Source organism: Stella humosa (assembly GCF_006738645.1).
Lineage (GTDB): Bacteria > Pseudomonadota > Alphaproteobacteria > ATCC43930 > Allostellaceae > Allostella > Allostella humosa.
The window spans coordinates 2,160,197-2,178,389 of the sequence record NZ_AP019700.1 but is presented as its reverse complement, the minus strand read 5'-3'; the positions used below and the strand labels follow the sequence as shown (position 1 = coordinate 2,178,389).

General features: G+C 69.2%; 10 protein-coding genes. 6 read left to right on the top strand and 4 right to left on the bottom strand.

What is annotated here, in order from left to right; genetic code table 11:
* Positions 1–145 precede the first annotated feature (145 nt).
* Both STVA_RS10170 and STVA_RS10165 read right to left on the bottom strand, forming a co-directional pair.
* Positions 146–1,321, bottom strand: a complete 1,176-nt coding sequence (locus STVA_RS10170) for an efflux RND transporter periplasmic adaptor subunit (protein WP_123687853.1) — start codon at positions 1,319–1,321, stop codon at positions 146–148.
* Positions 1,311–4,514, bottom strand: a complete 3,204-nt coding sequence (locus STVA_RS10165; RefSeq protein ID WP_123687852.1) for an efflux RND transporter permease subunit — start codon at positions 4,512–4,514, stop codon at positions 1,311–1,313. Before STVA_RS10165 ends, STVA_RS10170 begins: the two co-directional genes overlap by 11 nt.
* On the opposite strand from STVA_RS10165, the gene STVA_RS27600 reads away from it, so the two are divergent.
* Positions 4,513–4,671 (top strand): hypothetical protein, encoded by a 159-nt coding sequence (locus STVA_RS27600; RefSeq protein ID WP_170216273.1) that lies wholly within the window; start codon positions 4,513–4,515, stop codon positions 4,669–4,671. The genes STVA_RS10165 and STVA_RS27600 overlap by 2 nt on opposite strands.
* Positions 4,668–6,461, top strand: a complete 1,794-nt coding sequence (locus STVA_RS10160) for an alginate lyase family protein (RefSeq protein ID WP_123687851.1) — start codon at positions 4,668–4,670, stop codon at positions 6,459–6,461. The genes STVA_RS27600 and STVA_RS10160 overlap by 4 nt, the downstream gene beginning before the upstream one ends.
* On the opposite strand, the gene dinB is transcribed toward STVA_RS10160, so the two are convergent.
* Both dinB and STVA_RS10150 read right to left on the bottom strand, forming a co-directional pair.
* The gene (gene dinB, locus STVA_RS10155; protein WP_123687850.1) at positions 6,451–7,563 is read right to left on the bottom strand and encodes a DNA polymerase IV; all 1,113 of its coding nucleotides are present in this window, start codon (positions 7,561–7,563) and stop codon (positions 6,451–6,453) included. The genes STVA_RS10160 and dinB overlap by 11 nt on opposite strands.
* Positions 7,564–7,591: 28 nt before the next feature.
* On the bottom strand, positions 7,592–8,503 hold the full coding sequence (locus STVA_RS10150) for a DMT family transporter (protein WP_170216272.1): 912 nt from the start codon (positions 8,501–8,503) through the stop codon (positions 7,592–7,594).
* A 157-nt stretch (positions 8,504–8,660) separates the two neighbouring features.
* Here STVA_RS10150 and STVA_RS10145 point away from each other — a divergent pair, with 157 nt between their 5' ends.
* The 4 genes from STVA_RS10145 (at position 8,661) to STVA_RS10130 (ending at position 18,173) form a co-directional block, all read left to right on the top strand.
* Entirely contained in the window at positions 8,661–10,337 is a 1,677-nt protein-coding gene (locus STVA_RS10145; RefSeq protein ID WP_170216271.1) for a thiamine pyrophosphate-binding protein, read from the top strand.
* Positions 10,338–10,450: 113 nt separating this feature from the next.
* The gene (locus STVA_RS10140) at positions 10,451–12,925 is read left to right on the top strand and encodes an Ig-like domain-containing protein (RefSeq protein ID WP_123687848.1); all 2,475 of its coding nucleotides are present in this window, start codon (positions 10,451–10,453) and stop codon (positions 12,923–12,925) included.
* A gap of 58 nt (positions 12,926–12,983) precedes the next feature.
* Entirely contained in the window at positions 12,984–15,461 is a 2,478-nt protein-coding gene (locus tag STVA_RS10135) for an Ig-like domain-containing protein (protein WP_123687847.1), read from the top strand.
* Between the two features lie 147 nt (positions 15,462–15,608).
* Positions 15,609–18,173 carry an Ig-like domain-containing protein gene (locus tag STVA_RS10130; RefSeq protein ID WP_123687846.1) on the top strand — a complete coding sequence of 855 codons (2,565 nt, stop codon included), beginning with the start codon at positions 15,609–15,611 and terminating at the stop codon, positions 18,171–18,173.
* Positions 18,174–18,193 lie beyond the last annotated feature (20 nt).

The window sequence follows — 18,193 nt, the reverse complement described above, 5'->3', positions numbered from 1 at the left end:
AGGTTCAGGACGGAACCGCCAGGGCCTGGTCCGATTGGGCATGTAGGGATGTCGGTGCCGCTCCTCCTCTCCGGCATTCCGGCAGCGCAGTGGGTCTCCTGACCACTGCGCTGCTCCCCAATTGCGAGGTTGCGGCGTCTGCGCTTCAGCGCGCGGGCTTGGCCGCCTGGGCGGTGGCGGTGCCGGCAACCCGCACCTCGTCGCCGTCCGACAGACCGTCCGGCGGCGTGACGACCACGCGGTCGCCGGCTGCGAGTCCGGTCGCGATCTCGATTTCGCGGCCGAGGTCGCGGGCGATGGTGATGGTCTTGAAGCGGATGCGGCTTTCGGCGTCGACCACCGCGACGCGCAGCCCCTCGCGCCCGACGATGAGGGCACTTGCCGGGACATGCAGCGGCTGCACGTCGCGCGTCAGGTCGAGGCGGACATTGGCGTAGCCGCCGGGCAGCAGGGCGCCCTCGTTGTTCTCGACGATCAACTGCATGCGCGTCGTCCCGGTCGCCACGTCGATCGCCTGGGCCGATGCCGCGACCACGGCCTCGAAGGTGCGGTCGGGATATTCGGGCACCGTGATCCGCGCCTTGGTGCCGACACGGATCAGCGGCACGAAGGATTGCGGCACGTTGACGTAGACGCGCAGCTTGCGCGCGTCCGAGATGACGAACATCGGCAGGCCGCCGCCGGCCGCGATCAGCGCGCCGACATCGGTGTCGCGCGCGGTGACGACGCCGTCGAAGGGCGCGGTGATGCGCTTGTAGGCGGCCAACGCCAGCAGGCGGTCCACATTGGCCTGGCTCGCCTTCACCGCCGCCTGCTTGCTGCCGAGGTCGGCGCTGCGCTCGTCCAGGTTCTGCTGCGAGATGACGTTGGCGTTGGCCAGCGTCTGCCGCCGCTTCAGGGTGACGTCGGCCAGCCTTGCGTTGGCCTGTGCGTTCAGCAGGTCGGCGCGGGCCTGCAGCAACTGCTGGTCGAGGTCGGGCGCCTCGATCTCGGCCAGGAGCTGGCCCGCCTTCACCGGGGCGCCGATGTCGACGTGCCAAGCCTTCACATAGCCGCTGACGCGCGCCAGGATCGGTGCCCGCGAGAACGCCTCGATCCGTCCCGGCAGGTTGAAGGTCGGGTCCAGCATGCGGGTGTCGGGGGCGGCCACCGCGACGGTCGGCACCGCCTGGGCGTCGGTCCAGTCGCGGACCCGCGCATCGCTGCGTTCGCGCGACATGATGCCGGTGGTCACCAGGGCCGCCACGCCGACCAGCGCGAGGATTCCCAGCAGCCCCAGCTTGCGTCCCGAGGGCGCAGCGGCAGCGGGTTCAGTGGACATGCGCGGGCTCCGATGGGGCGGGCGCGGACGCTTGCGGCCGACGCTTGTGGACGAGGCTGAAGACGACCGGCACGAACATCAGGGTGGCGATCGTCGCGAAGATGAGGCCGCCGACGACGGCGCGGCCGAGCGGTGCATTCTGCTCGCCGCCCTCGCCCATGCCGAACGCCATCGGCGCCATGCCGATGATCATGGCCAGTGCGGTCATCAGCACCGGCCGGAAGCGCACGAAGCCGGCATCGAGGGCGGCCGCGACCGGGTCCCCCAGCTCCGCCAGCCGCTCGCGGGCGAAGCTGATGACCAGCACGCTGTTGGCGGTGGCGACACCCATGCACATGATGGCGCCGGTCAGTGCCGGCACCGACAGGGTGGTCTCGGTCACGAACAGCATCCAGACGATGCCGGCGATGGCCGCCGGCAGGGCCGTGATGATCACGAACGGGTCGGACCAGGACTGGAAATTCACGACGATCAGCAGATAGATCAGCACGATCGCCCCGATCAGCCCGAAGATCAGGCCGAAATAGGCGTTGTTCATGGTCCGCACCTGCCCCAGCAGCACGACCTGGCTGCCGCGCGGTACGCCCGATGCCATCTCCCGGATCACCTGCTGCACCTCGGTCGTCACCGACCCCAGGTCGCGGTCCTGGATCGTGGCATAGATCTGCACCATCGTCTGGATGTCGTACTGCGAGACGACCGCATTGGTGTTGATGCGCTTCAGCTCCGCGATCGACCCCAGGATGGGCAGCGAATTCATGCCGGGCGCGGTGATGGGCAGGGTCTGCAACGCGGCCAGCGAATCCATCTGGTACTGCGGCGTCTGCATGACGATCGAATAGGTCACCCCGTTGTCGGGGTTGAGCCAGTAGGTCGGCGCCACCTGCGCGCTGCCCGCCAGGTTCACCACCATGCTGTTGGTCACGTCGCGTTCGGTCAGGCCCAGATACTGCGCCCGCGTGCGGTCCACCTCGACCGTGAAGGCCGGCCCCGCGCCCGACTGCTGGATGCGGGCGTCGGCGACGCCCGGGATGCGGCGCACCCGGCTCAGGAGCTGGTTGGCATAGGCGAAGTTGGCCGTCAGGTCGCGGCCGCGGATCTGGATGTCGATGGGCGCCGGCGCGCCGAAGTTCAGGATCTGGCTGATGATGTCGGCCGGCAGGAACGAGAACTGCACGCCGGGGAAGGCCCGCGGCAGCTCCTCGCGCAACGTGCGGACATACTCGGCCGTCGGCCGGTGCCCCTCCTTCAGCTTGATCTGGATGTCGCCATCGGCCGGCCCGATCACGCCGGTGTTGTTGTAGGTCATGTTGATGCCGCTGACGGGCATGCCGACATTGTCGACCATGGTGGCGATCTCGTCGGGCGGGATGATCCGGCGGATCGCCTTCTGGATGTCGGCGAACTGGTTGGCGGTCTCCTCCACCCGGGTGCCGACCTGGACGCGGGCATGGAGCAGGATCTGGCCGGTATCGACGGCGGGGAAGAAGTTGCGTCCGAGATAGGGCACCAGCAGGAAGGTGCCGAGCACGAAGGCCATGAACAGCGTGACGAAGACCGCCCGCCGCCGCAGGGCCAGCACCAGCAGCCCGCGATAGCCCGCCCGGAACCGCTCGAACCCGGCCTCGAACCCCTGCTGGAAGCGCACCAGCGGGTTGCGAGAGCGCGGCCGGCCCGCACTGCCGGCCCCGTGCCCCGGGTCGTGATGGACGTGCGGGCGCAGCAGGTACATGGCCATCGTCGGCACCAGGGTGCGCGACAGCAGGAACGACCAGATCATGGCGAACATGACGGCCAGCGCCATCGGCACGAAGAGGAAGCGCGCCATCCCCTCCAGGAAGAACATCGGCACGAAGACGATGCAGATGCACAGCAGCGAGACGAAGGCCGGCACCACGATCTGGTTGGCGCCGTCCAGGATGGCGGTGTTGACGTCCTTGCCCTGCTCCAGGTGCCAGTTGATGTTCTCGATGGTGACGGTGGCGTCGTCGACCAGGATGCCGACCGCCAGCGCCAGCCCGCCCAGCGTCATGATGTTGAGCGTCTCGCCCAGCGCCGCCAGCGCGATGACCGAGCCCAGGATCGCCAGCGGGATCGACACCGCGATGATCACGGTCGACCGCCAGCTACCGAGGAACAGCAGGATCATCAGGCTGGTGAGGGCCGCCGCCAGCAGCCCCTCATGCAGCACGCCGGCGATGGCCCCGCCGACGAACAGCGACTGGTCGCCCAGCAGCGCGATCTCCAGTTGCTCAGGCAGGGCCTGGCGCATCTCGGCCAGCTTCTGCTTGACCCCGGCGATGATCGCCAGCGTCGAGGCCGAGCCGTTCTTCAGCACCTGCAGCAGGACCGAGCGGTTGCCGTCGACATGGACGACGTTGGCCTGGGGCGGGTTGCCGTCGCGCACGGTGGCGACGTCGCGGACATAGACCGTGGCGCCGTTGACGGTCTTGATCGGCAGGTCGCCCAGGGCCGCCAGTTCCGATGGCGCATTGTTGAGCTGGATCGAATACTCGAACTGGCCGATCTTCTGCGTGCCGACCGGGGTGATCAGGTTCTGCGCCGCCAGCGCATTGGCGACGTCCTGGCCGGACAGCGACAGTGCCTGGAGCGCGAAGGGGTTGAGGTCGATCTGCACCTGGCGGGTCTTGCCGCCGAAGGGGAACGGGATCGCCGCCCCCTGCACCGTCACCAACGGCGTGCGCACCCGTGTGGTGGCGATGTCGAACAGCGCCTGCTCGCTGAGGCCCGCGCCGGACAATGCGAGTTGCAATATGGGCACCGTCGAGGCGTTGTAGTTCAGGATCAGCGGCGGCGTGGCGCCCGGCGGCATCTGCCGGATCAGCGTCTGGGCGATGGCCGTCACCTGGGCATTGGCGGTACGGATATCGACGGTCGGCTGGAAGAAGATCTTGATGATGCCGATGCCGGTATAGGAGTTCGCCTCGATATGCTCGATGTCGTTGACGGTGGTGGTCAGCGCGCGCTGGAACGGGGTCGAGATGCGGCCGGCCATCTGGTCGGGTGCCAGTCCGGTGTACTGCCAGACGACGCTGATGACCGGGATGCGGATATCGGGGAAGATGTCGGTCGGCGTGCGCAGCCAGGCCAGCGGGCCGACGATGAGGATTAGCAGCGCCAGGACGATGAACGTCAGCGGCCGCGTCAGTGCGATATGGACAAGCCTGACCATGGGGACCGTCGTCTTTCCGCGCGTGGGCGGGCTGCATCTGGCGGTGGAATTCGCCGTCGCTCTGGACTGGCGCGGCGAACTTTGCCCGCATGGCAGCGGCCGTGACAAGCCCGCTGCTGCATCCATGTCCATGCAGATGACGGGCCAACCGCGGTGACGGCCCGGCCGACCTTCATCGTCTATCGCGTTCTCGGCAACGACCTGCCGCCGCGTCACCGCGTCGGACAGACGATCGACTGCCTGCGCTTCATCCTGCGCCACGAACCGCCGCTGGCCGATTGCGAGAAGCGTTGGGTCCTCAATCGCATCGTCGATCCCCAGGCCGAGGCCGAAGCCCAGGCGCTGATCGCCGCTGCCGGCCAGCGGGCAATCCGCATCCCCTTCTCGCTCGACGAGTACGCGGCCCAGCCCTACGCCTATCGCGGCGTACCGGACACGCACCGGTTCCATTCGCCGGCCTTCCTCGCCATGGACGAACGCAACCGGGCGCCGGCGATCGACCGCTATCTCGGCTGGCGCAATCGCTACGCCATGCATGTGAACGGCGCCCGCAACCAGGCGCTGGAGGACGGGCTGGCCGACGCCCGATGGGTGCTGCCGCTCGACGGGCAGTCGTTCATCCGCGCCGACGCCTGGGCGGCGATCCGGGCCGCCGCCGACAGCGCGGGCGAGGCGCGATATCTGGTAATGCCGACCGCCCGCCTGACCGATGCCGCCACCCTCCTGGACGGCTCCACCCCGCCTGTCGTCGGCCAGGAACCGTCGATCGGGTTTCGCAGCGATGCGCGGGAGCGCTTCGATGCCGCCCTGCACTACGGCTATGCCGACAAGGCGGCCCTTCTGGCACGGCTGGGCGTCAGCGGCATCTGGTCGCCATCGGAGCGGGCGCGGACGATCGGCGGGCGGGCGGGTCCCTCGCCCGATGCCGGGCTGTATCGCTGGGCCGGCTGGATCGCCCGCCTGCCCTCCGGCAACGCCGATGCCGACCGCGACGATGGCGAACGGGCGCGGGACCGGTCGACTGCCATCGTCCAATTTCTGCGGGGGCTAGACGAGCGGGCCCTGGGGCGCGCCTGGCGGCCCGGTACCCCGCTGATCCTCCACAGCCGGGCCATGGACATGGGGGACGACCAGGTGCCGGTTGCGGTCGGCGCCGGGCAGGACTGGCGTCACCATGCGCCCGGCATCCTGGCAGCAGCGGTCGGCGACGGCCCTTCTGTCGAGGATTGCGCCCGCCGCTTGCACGCGGCCGGCATCGGCGCCGCAACCAACTGGCGCTGTCCGCCCCTTGCCGATGCCCCGCCCTTCGCGGAAGCCCTGCCGCTCGTCTTCCTGCTCGATGCCATCCTGATAGCGGCACGCTGCGGTGCCCTGAGCGGGCATGAACTCGGCGGCCTCCGGACGCTGGCGCGCGGCATGCTGGCCGGGCTGCTGTCCGGTCCGCACGCGCGGACGCTGCGGACGGCGACCGGCAGCGACGGCACGGGCTATGAAATGCTGGTGCTGGCCCTGGCGGCGTTCGTCGACGATCGCCGCACCATGGTCGAGGCCCTGGAGCGGCTGCCGCAGCGCATCGTCCAGCAGTTCGGCGACGACGGCGCGCAAGGCGCGGAAGACGACGATGCGGAGCGGATGCTGGCCAACCTGGAGCGCTGGGCCTGCCTCGCACGGATGGCGGGATCGCTCGGCCACGACCTGTGGCGGGTGCGCGTCGGCTACGGCCATTCGCTGCATGGCGGCATCCTCTGCCTGCTGAAGCGGATCGACCGTGCCGATGCCGAGGATCGCGCCCGCCTGCGCCGCCGGGTGGCGAGCATCATCGAGATTTCGCCCGGCCGCCAAGCACCCCGGACGGCGGCGGAGCGACGGCTGGCATTGGCGGAAATCGACCCCGCAACCGCCCTGCCCGCCTTCGTCCTGCTGTTGCTGGGGGAAGCTACAGCGTGAGGCTGAGCTGCGGGCCGGGTTCGCCCGCTTCCTCTTCCAGGCTGGACAGGGTGACGCCGAGCAGGCGGATCCCCTGCTCCAGCGGCAGCAGCGGCTCCAGCAACGCCATGGACAGCCGCTCGATCTCGGCCTGGCCGGTAACGAAGCGCGGCTCGGTGCGGCGGCGGGTGACCTGGCGGAAATCGGCGTAGCGCACCTTCAGCGTGACCGTGCGGCCGCGGATGCCGCCGCGGTCGCAATAGCGCCAGACCTTGTCGATGATCGGCCCCAGCGCGGCGCGCACCGCGTCGGGCGTCACCAGGTCCTCGAAGAAGGTGTTCTCGGCCCCGACCGACTTGCGCGGCCGGTCGGAGCGGACCGTGCGGTGGTCGATGCCGCGCGCGATCCAGTAGTAGTAGCCGCCCGACTTGCCGAAATGCCGTTGCAGGAACTCCAGCGTGCGCTGGCGCAGGTCCAGCCCGGTCTCGATGCCCAGGCCGTTCATGCGCGCGGCCGTCGCCGGCCCCACCCCGTGGAAGCGGCGCACCGGCAGGGTCTCGACGAAGGCGGGACCGTCGGCCGGCGGAATGACGAACAGCCCGTCCGGCTTGCGGTGGTCCGATGCCAGCTTGGCCAGGAACTTGTTGTAGGAGACGCCGGCCGATGCCGTCAGCCCCGTCTCCTCGCGGATGCGGGCCCGGATGCGGCGGGCGATCTCGGTCGCGGACGCGATGCCATGGGGGTTGTCGGTCACGTCGAGATAGGCCTCGTCCAGCGACAGCGGCTCCACCAGGTCGGCATACTCGGCGAAGATCGCCCGGATCTGCGCCGACACCGCCTTGTAGACGTCGAAGCGGGGCTTCACGAACACCAGTTCCGGGCACTTCCGCCGCGCGGTGACGGACGGCATGGCCGAGCGCACGCCATACTTGCGCGCCTCGTAGCTGGCGGCCGCCACCACGCCGCGCTGGCTGGACCCGCCGACCGCCACCGGCCGGCCGCGCAAGGCGGGGTCGTCGCGCTGCTCCACCGACGCGAAGAAGGCATCCATGTCGACATGGATGATCTTGCGCGGCCGCTCCGGCCGGCCGCCATCGGTCCCGATGTTCGAGTCCGCGGGCATCGGCCGATCATGCCACGGCAGGCGGCCGTCAGCTTCCCGGGCGCAGCGGGATCGTGCGGTTGAGCCTGGCCCGGCGCCAGGACCAGCCCAGCATGGCCGCGAAGATGACGCCGCCGCCGGCTGCCGACATGGGCGTCGGCAGTTCGCCGGTGACGCTGTAGGCCCACATCGGTGCCAGCACGAACTCCACCATCGCCACCAGCGAGATTTCCGCTGCCGGCAGCCCGCGCGAGCCGATCAGCATCAGGGTCATGCCGGTGGTCTGGGCGAACATCCCCCAGGCAAGGCACAGCAGAATGTCGTGCAGCGGCACCGCCAGCACGTCGCCCAGGGCTGCCGCCATCGCCACGCCGCTGGCCGCCCCGAGGATCACGGTCGGCCGCATGTCGCCCGCCCGCCCGCGCCGAAGATAGGTGATGAAGATGGCGAAGGTGCAGGCATTGCCGAGTGCGGCCAGATTTCCCCACAGCGACCCGCCGGCGATGCCGTCCAGCGTCATCAGCCCGATGCCGGCCATGGTGGCGGCAATCGCGACGGCCGTGGCCCAGCCGACCTTCTCGCCCAGGAAGGCCCAGCCGAGCAGGGCTGCGAACAAGGGCGTGGCGCTCAGCATCATCATCGTGTTGGCGACGGTGGTGTGCGTCAGCGAATAGATGAAGAAGACGACGCCGATGCCCTGGGTCGGGGCGGCGATCAGCGCGATCGGCAGGCCCTGGCGGAAGACTGCGGCGGCGCGCCCGCGATGCTGCCACACGAACATCAGGCTGACCACCACGCAAAGACCGCTCGCCCGCCAGAAGACGATCTGCCAGGTCGTCGCCGCCTCAAGCTGGCGGACGAAGAAGCCGTTCAGGCTGAAGGCGACGGCGGCCAGCGCCACGGCGAGGATGGCGAACTCGCGCGTGCGCGGTGCCGGGGCGCCGAGGACGGCTCCGGTCATGGGGACTCCGGTCGAAGGGGCGTCTGGTGTGGGGCCAGGTGCGCGGTGGGGCCGTGCGGCAACAGGTATATCCCAGTTCATGCAGCGGGAGAATCGCCGTTCGATCGCGCTATGCTGTGGTCCAGACCAGACAGAAACCGCCCCGGAGGACCTCCCCATGCCCACCATGACCGGCAAGCGCGCCTTCCTGGAACTGTTGAAGCAGGAGGGCGTCGACGTCCTCTTCGGCAACCCCGGCACCACCGAGCTGCCGCTGATGGACGCGCTCGCGGCCGAAGCCGACATCCGCTACGTGCTGGGATTGCAGGAGGCGGTGGTCATGGGCATGGCCGACGGCTACGCCCAGGCGTCGGGCAAGCTGGCGGTGGTGAACCTGCATGTCGCCCCCGGCCTCGGCAACGCCATGGGCATGCTCTACGACGCCCAGAAGGCAGCCTCGCCGATCCTGGTCACCGCCGGCCAGCACGAGCAGAGCTTCAACGTGACCGAGCCCATCCTGTGGGCCGACCTGCCGACGATGGCGCGCCCGCTGGTGAAATGGTCGACCGAGGTCCATCGCCTGGCCGACCTGCCGCGCATCGTCCACCGCGCCGCCAAGACGGCGATGGCGCCGCCCACCGGGCCGGTGTTCCTCTCCCTGCCGGGCGATATCCTGAACGACGAGGCCGAGATCGACCTCATGGCCGTCACCCGCGTGGCGCCGCGCATCCGCGCCGACCTGGACGCGATCGAGGCGGCGGCCGAGCTGCTGGTGCGCGCCGACCGGCCGATGCTGGTGGCGGGCGACGCCGTGGCCCAGAGCCGCGCCCATGACGAGCTGGCCGAACTGGCCGAGCTGCTGGGGGCGCCGGTCTATCTGGAGGGGGTGTCGAGCACGGCGTCCTTCCCGACCTCGCACCCGCTCCATCGCGGCCCCATGGGCCGGCTGTCGCCGGTGTTGCGCAAGCTCCTTGGCCAGTACGACACCATGTTCTCGGTCGGCGGCGACCTGTTCACCCTGTCGCTGCCGTCCGACGTCGAGCCGATCCCCGAAGGGCTGGTGACCATCCATCTCGACCTCGACCCGTGGGAACTGGGCAAGAACTACCCCGCCCGGGTCGCCATGCTAGGCGACCCCAAGGCGACCCTGCCGGAGATCACGGCCGCCGTCCGCCGCCGCCTCGACGACGGCCGGCGCGCGGCGATGGAGCGACGCGGCGCCGAGATGCGGGCGCGCATCGCCGACGAGCGCGCCGCCCTGGCCGCCAAGGCGCGGGCCGATGCCGGAAAGAGCCCCGTCCAGGCCCTGGCCCTGCTGGAGGCGATCGGCCGTGTCCTGCCCCCGGACGCCGTGGTGATCGAGGAGGCACTGTCGTCGGCCGGCGGCATCCGCGACCTGATCCGAAGCGACGACCCGCAGAGCTTCTTCGGCCTGCGCGGCGGCGGCATCGGCTGGGGCCTGCCGGCCGCGGTCGGCGCCAAGGTGGCCCTGCCCGGCCGGCCGGTGGTGGCGATCGTGGGCGACGGCAGCGCCATGTACAGTTGCCAGGCCCTGTGGACGGCCGCGCGCTACCGGCTGGGCGTGGTCTTCGTCATCCTCAACAATTCCTCCTACCGCATCCTGAAGCAGCGGGTGAATGCGCTGCGCGGCCACGCCGCCCAGACCGGCACCTATGTCGGCATGGACCTGGAGGACCCGGCCATCGACTTCCAGGCGCTGGCCCGCTCCATGGGCGTCGCCTCGAACGTCGCCCGCACGGTGGCAGAGGCGACCGACCTGATCACGGCCGGCATCGCCAGCGGCAAGCCGACGCTGGTGGAGGTGACGCTCGACCGCAGCCTCGGATTGGGATGAGGCAATAGCACTATCAATCGAATGGAATAGGGCTAGTCTGAAGTCGGGTAACAGGTCTTCAGCCCGCCGGAACGCGTCCCGGTCAGTCTGATCGGGCCCGGAAGGGGCTATTCTTGGCATCTGCATTCTCGACGGTCGAACTCTCGTCTCTCGGCGGTGGCAAGGGCTTCACGCTGAATGGAGTCGCGGGTGAAGATGGAAGCGGCTTCTCCGTCCATGGCGCCGGCGACGTGAATGGCGACGGCATCGACGATATCGTCGTGGGCGCGCGAAAGGCATCGCCGGACCGCCTTAATGCCGGCGTCAGCTATGTTGTGTTCGGAACCACTGCCGGCTTCTCGCCGTCATTCGAACTGTCCTCGCTCGACGGCGGCAACGGTTTCGCCATCCATGGCGCCTCGATCGGCGACTATCTGGGATTCTCCGTCAGCGCGGCCGGCGACATCAATGGCGATGGCATCGACGATGTCATCATCGGCGCGCCATACGCAACGCCGCACGCTTCCTATTCCGGCGCTGCGTATGTGGTGTTCGGCGCCACCGGCGGCTTCGCCGCGGTCCTGCAGGCGTCGTCGATCGGCGTCGGCAACGGCTTCCAGATCCATGCGGACGACGTCCCGAACGAAGCCAACTACTGGAAGGCCGGCCGTTCGGTCAGCGGCGCCGGTGACGTGAACGGCGACGGGATCGACGATGTCATCGTCGGGCAGCCCTACCTCGGCAGCGGAGCCAGTTATGTGGTGTTCGGCAGCACGGCCGGGTTCGGGACCGTGGAACTGTCCGCACTCGACGGCGGCAACGGCTTCGCGATCGACGGCGAACAGAACGGCGACGAAAGTGGTCGGGCGGTCAGCGCCGCCGGAGATGTGAACGGCGACGGCATCGACGACCTAGTCATCGGGGCACCCGCGGTTGGCTTCCCCTACGATACCGGCGCCAGCTACGTGGTGTTCGGAACGACGGCCGGCTTCGCCCCTTCCATGAACCTGGCGTCGCTCGACGGCAGCAACGGCTTTGCGATCAACGCCGTCGCGGACCGCTTCCGGAACGGCCGGTCGGTCGCTGGTGCCGGCGACGTGAACGGCGACGGCGTCGACGATCTGATCGTTGGCGATTCCGACGGCAATGTCTATGGCGGGGATCCCGGCGCCAGCTATGTGGTGTTCGGCAACACGGCCGGCTTCGCAGCGTCCCTCGACCTGTCGTCGCTGGACGGCAACAACGGCTTCAGGATCAATGGCGCCTCGGCAGGCGACCTGAGCGGCACCGCCGTTGCTGCGGCCGGCGACTTCAACGGCGACGGCATCGACGACCTGATCGTCGGCGCCTTCGCCGCAGATCCGAATGGCGACCGATCCGGCGGCTCCTATGTCGTGTTCGGCGCGACGGCCGGGTTCGGCGCATCCCTGGAGCTATCCGCGCTCGCCACCACCGCCGGCTTCCGGATCAACGGCGCGTCGGCCGGGGACGAGGGCGGCTGGTCGGTGGCTTCCGCCGGCGACGTGAACGGTGATGGCTTCGACGACCTCATCGTCGGCGCGCCCGGCGTCTACTCCAATGGCGAGCGCGCCGGCGCCACCTACGTGATCTTCGGCGGCGTGGCCGATACGAACCCTCCCCCGCCGCCGCCCGGCAGCAGCAACCGACCGCCCGACGCGGAAGACGACGCCTTCAGCGTGCCCTGGCAGGGCAAGCTGCTGGTCCAGGGGCCAGGGCTGCTCGGCAACGACACCGATGCCGACGGCAATCCGCTGACGGTGACGGGCATCGTGGCCGGCCCGGCCCACGGCGTCCTGACCTGGAACCCCGACGGCGGCTTCATCTACCAGCCCAACGCCACCTATGTCGGGCCGGACGCGTTCACCTACCAGGTCGGCGACGGCCGGGGCGGCTTCGACACGGCCAGCGTTTCCATCACCGTGGCCGACGACGAGAAGCCGGACCCGATCTGGCCCATCGACGGCGGCTTCGGCAACGACCGCCTTGCCGGCAGCAACCAAGCCGACACCATCCGCGGCAACGGCGGCGACGACACCATCACCGGCGACGGCGGCCGCGACCGGCTGGAAGGCAATACAGGGAACGACAGCATCCTGGGCCAGGGCGACGAAGACATCGCCTGGGGCGGCCAGGGCAATGACATGGTCAATGGCAACCAGGCCAACGACTGGGTGCTGGGCGACCGCGGCGCCGATACCGTCCATGGCGGCGCCGGCCACGACTTCGTCTGGGGCGGCCAGGGGGACGACCGGGTGTTCGGCGACGGCAGCCACGACATGCTGTCCGGCGACCGTGGCAACGACACCCTGACGGGTGGCCAGGGCGCCGACCGCTTCGTCATCAAGGAGGCCGCTGGATATGACCTGGTGGCCGACTTCGCGTCGGCCGAGGGCGACCGCATCGTCATCGACACCGGCGGCGACGGCATCCTCAACGGCCTGTCGATCGGCAGCTTCGCCGACCTGCTGGCACGCATGGTCGACACGCCGGACGGCGTGTTCCTGTCGCTGGGCGACCCCGACCACGGCGTCACTATTGCCGGCATAAGGCGGGACCAGCTCACGGCGGGCGACTTCCTGCTGCTCTAGCCGTTCCCCTCCGGACCGCAGATCGCGTTCCGAACGATACCTCTCCCGAGGACGAAAGATGCCCTTCCCCAGCACGCTCGAACCCTCCGCCCTCGACGGCAGCAACGGCTTCCGGATCAACGGCGAAGCGAACAGCGACCAGAGCGGGCGGTCCGTCGCCATGGCCGGGGACGTCAATGGCGACGGCATCGGCGACATCGTCATCGGCGCGCCCGGCGCATCCCCGAACGGCCTGTTCTCGGGCTCCGGCTTTGTCGTATTCGGAACGTCGGCTGGCTTCTCCGCGCAGTTCGAGCTGTCCGAGCTGGATGGCAGCAATGGCTTCCGGATCGACGGCGCCAACGCCTACGACTACATCGGCCAGCCTGTCGGAGCGGCCGGGGACGTGAACGGCGACGGCATCGACGACATCGTCGTCGGCGCCCGTGCAAGCAACTACGGCGAGAGTGCCGGCTATGTGATCTTCGGCAGTTCGGGCGGCTTCGCCGCGCGGATCACGGTCTCCGACCTCGACGGCAGCAATGGCTTCCGCATCGACGGAGAAAGCATCGACGACGAGGCCGGATCTGCCATCCGCGGGGCGGGCGACGTGAACGGCGACGGCATCGACGATGTGATCGTCGGTGCGCTTCGCGGCGATCCGAATGGCACCGATTCGGGCGCCAGCTATGTGCTGTTCGGCACGTCGGTCGGATTTGCCGCCCCGTTCGACCTGTCGGCGATCGACGGCAGCAACGGCTTCCGGATCAACGGGGCGGAGACGTCGGACTACAGCGGCTTCTCCGTCGGCGCGGCCGGGGACGTCAATGGCGACGGCATCGACGACATCATCATCGGCGCGACCGGCGCCGACCCTGGCGGGAGCAGCTCCGGCGCCAGCTATGTGGTGTTCGGACGTTCCGGCGGCTTCGCCGCAGCGTTGGAACTCTCCGCGCTCGACGGCAGCAATGGTTTCCGGATCAATGGCAATGCGAACGAGGACCAGAGCGGCTTCTCCGTCAGCGCCGCCGGGGACATCAATGGAGACGGCATCGACGACGTCATCGTCGGCGCGATCGGGGCCGATTCCGGCGCGAATTTCGGCCTGAACGCCGCTGGCGCCGGCTATGTCGTGTTCGGTCGCTCGGCCGGCTTTGCCGCAGAACTCGAACTCTCCGACCTGGACGGTGCCAACGGTTTCCGGGTCGCCGGGGAATCGATGAACGACTACGCCGGAACTTCCGTCGCCGCCGCCGGCGATGTGAACGGCGACGGCATCGATGACATCGTGGTCGGCGCCATCGGGGTGGGTGAGGCCGACGGCGCCAGCTATATCGTGTTCGGCCGTTCGGACGGGTTCTCCGCCCAGATCGATCTGTTCGCCTTGACCGGCAGCAACGGTTTCCGGATCAACGGCGAGGGCGGCAGTTCCAACGGCATTTCCGTCGGCGGCGGCGGCGACGTCAATGGCGACGGCGTCGACGACGTCATCGTCGGCGCCCACTATGCTGGCACGAACGCCCCCAGGGCGGGTGCCAGCTATGTGATCTTCGGCATCGCGGCGCCGCCCCCGCCGCCTCCACCTCCGCCGCCGCCCGCCTCCGGCGGCAACCGCCCGCCGGTGGCGGGTGACGATGCCTTCACCCTGCCCTGGCAGACCAGGCTGCTGGTCCAGGGGCCGGGGCTGCTGGGCAACGACATCGACGCCGACGGCCACCCGCTGACGGTCACCGGTCTCATGAGCGGTCCAGCGCACGGCACCCTCGCCTGGAGCGCGGACGGCGGCTTCATCTACCAGCCCAATGCCGCTTATGTCGGCCCGGATGGCTTCACCTACCAAGTCGGCGACGGCCGGGGCGGCTTCGACACGGCCAGCGTTTCCATCGCCGTCGCCGACGACGAGAAGCCCGACCCGATCTGGCCCATCGACGGTGGCTTCGGCAGCGAGCGACTGTCCGGCACCAACCAGGCCGAGACGATCCGCGGCAATGACGGCGACGACACCATCACCGGCGACGGCGGCCGCGACCGGCTGGAGGGCAATGCCGGCAATGACAGCGTCCTCGGCCAAGGCGACGAGGACATCGCCTGGGGCGGCCAGGGGAATGACTTCCTGGATGGAGGCCAGGGCAACGACTGGGTGCTGGGCGACCGCGGTTCCGACACCGTCCATGGCGGCGCCGGCCACGACTTCGTCTGGGGCGGCCGGGGCGACGACCGGGTGTTCGGCGACGGCGGCCACGACGTGCTGTCAGGCGACCGCGGCCGCGACACCCTGACCGGCGGCGAGGGCGCGGATCGCTTCGTGTTCAAGGAAGGCGGCGGCCTGGACCTCGTGGCCGACTTCGCGTCGGCGGACGGCGACCGCATCGTCATCGATACCGGCGGCGACGGCATTCTCAACGGCATTCCCCTCACCAGCTTCGCCGCCCTGCTGGCGCGGATCGTCGACACCCCGGACGGCGTTTTCCTGTCGCTGGGCGACCCCGACCACGGCATCACCATCGCCGGCATCGCCCGCGACCAACTCGACGCGGGCGACTTCCTGTTTCTCTAAAGCTTGCCGCGGCGCTTGCCATGGAAATTCCCTCTACTTTGGATTGATTTCAGATTGATCCTTTGTCGCAGGAACTGAAACAATGGACGACAGACTCATATAGAGCTGCCGCCCGGCGAGCCGGCGCAGCGGACCTGGGAGCAATCGATGCCCTTTTCCGGAACCATCGAGCTCTCGGCGCTCGACGGCAGCAACGGTTTCAAGATCAACGGCGCAGCGCCGCTTGATTATGCCGGCGTCTCGGTCAGCGCGGCCGGCGACGTGAATGGCGACGGCATCGACGACATCATCATCGGCGTGCCGGGTAGGGACCTCACTGGATACAACGACGGCACCGCCTATGTGGTGTTCGGCACATCGGCCGGCTTCGGTCCGGCGCTGGACCTGTCCGCGATCAACGGCCTCAACGGGTTCAGGATCGACGGTGCCAGCAGCTACGATTCGGCGGGCACCGCCGTCGCTGCCGCCGGCGACGTGAATGGCGACGGCATCGACGACATCGTCGTGGGTGCGCCTTTCGCCACCCCGACCGTCAACTACGAGGGCGTCGGCTATGTGATCTTCGGCAATTCGGCCGGGTTTTCCGCCGAGTTCGAGCTCTCGGCGATCGACGGCAGCAACGGCTTCCGCATGGATGGCGAGGCGGACGAAGACAGGGCCGGCATGTCCATCAGCGCAGCCGGGGACGTGAACGGCGACGGCATCGACGATGTCCTCATCAGCGCCTACGCCGCCGACCCGAACGGCGCCAAGTCCGGCACCACCTATGTGGTGTTCGGCACCACGGCGGGATTTACCCCCGACGTCGATCTGTCCGCGCTGGACGGCAGCAACGGTTTCCGGATGAACGGCGAATCCGAGGGCCACCATTCGGGTCGGCCGGTCAGTGCTGCCGGCGACGTGAACGGCGACGGCATCGACGACATCATCATCGGCGCGATGCTGGCCGATCCGAACGGTACCAATTCCGGCGCCGCCTATGTCGTGTTCGGCCGTTCGACCGGGTTTGCCGCCACGCTGGAACTGTCCGCCCTCGACGGCAGCAGCGGCTTCCGGATCAACGGGGAATCGGCCTACGACCTGAGCGGCCGGTCGGTCAGTGCTGCCGGCGACGTGAACGGCGACGGCATCGACGACGTGATCGTGGGCGCCTACGAGGCCGACCCCAATGGAGCGGAATCCGGCGCCAGCTACGTGGTGTTCGGCACTTCGGCCGGGTTCGCGGCCGAATTCGAACTGTCCACGCTGGACGGTGCCAACGGCTTCCGGATCAATGGCGAATCGACCCTCGACACGAGCGGGGCCGCCGTTCGGGCGGCCGGCGACGTGAATGGAGACGGCATCGACGACATCATCATCGGTGCCCCAGGTGCCAACCGGCACGATCCGAAGTCCGGCGCCGGCTATGTCGTGTTCGGCCGATCCACCGCCTTTCCCGCCGCGCTCGAACTTTCCGCCCTGGACGGCGGCTACGGGTTCCGGGTCCATGGCCAGTCGGGAAGCGACTACGGTGGCGGCTCCGTCAGCGGTGCCGGCGACCTCAACGGCGATGGCTTCGGCGACATCATCGTCGGTGCCAGCGGGTTCGACGGCAACAGTACCGGCTTCGGTGCTGGCTACGTGGTCTTCGGGATGCTGTCGCCTCTACCGCCTCCGCCTCCGCCACCACCGCCACCACCTCCTCCTCCGCCACCACCACCACCACCACCTCCTCCGCCACCACCACCTCCTCCATCACAGCCGTCCGTGCCGTCCTACAGCAACAGCGCGCCGGTAGCCGGCGACGACGCCTTCACCCTGCCCTGGCAGACCAAGCTGGTGGTGCAGGGGCCGGGGCTGATCGGCAACGATACCGATACCGACGGCAACCCGCTGACGGTGTCCGGCCTGCTCGCCGGCCCCGCGCACGGGAGCCTCGTGTGGAGCCCGGATGGCGGCTTCACATACCAGCCCAACGCCGCCTATGTCGGGCCGGACGGCTTCACCTATCAGGTGAGCGACGGCCGCGGCGGCTTCGACACGGCGACCGTCTCCATCACGGTCGCCGATGACGGCGAAAAGCCGGGACCGACCCGGCTCGTCGAAGGCGGCTTTGGCGACGAACGCCTGCCGGGGGGCAACCAGTCCGACACCATCCGCGGCAACGACGGGAACGACACCGTCCTCGGCGACGGCGGCCGCGACCAGTTGCAGGGCAATGGGGGCAACGACAGCATCCTGGGCGAGGCCGACGAAGACATCGCCTGGGGCGGCCAGGGCAGCGACCGGCTGGATGGCGGCCAGGGCAATGACTGGGTGCTGGGCGACCGCGGCAACGACACGGTCCATGGCGGCAGCGGCCACGACTTCGTCTGGGGCGGCCAAGGCGACGACCGGGTGTTCGGCGACGGCGGCCACGACATACTGTCGGGCGACCGCGGCAACGACACGCTGACCGGCGGCGAAGGGGCTGACCGCTTCGTGTTCAAGGAAGGCGGCGGCCTGGACCTCGTGACCGACTTCGCGTCGGCGGGCGGCGACCGCATTGTCATCGACACCGGGGGCGACGGTGTGCTGAATGGCCTGGCGCTGGCTGGCTTCGCCGACCTGCTGGCGCGGATGGTCGACACCCCGGACGGCGTGTTCCTTTCGCTGGGCGACCCCGACCACGGCGTCACCATCGCCGGCATCACCCGGGATCAGATGACCGCGGCGGATTTCCTCCTTCTGTGAGGCGCCGGACCGTCCGTCAT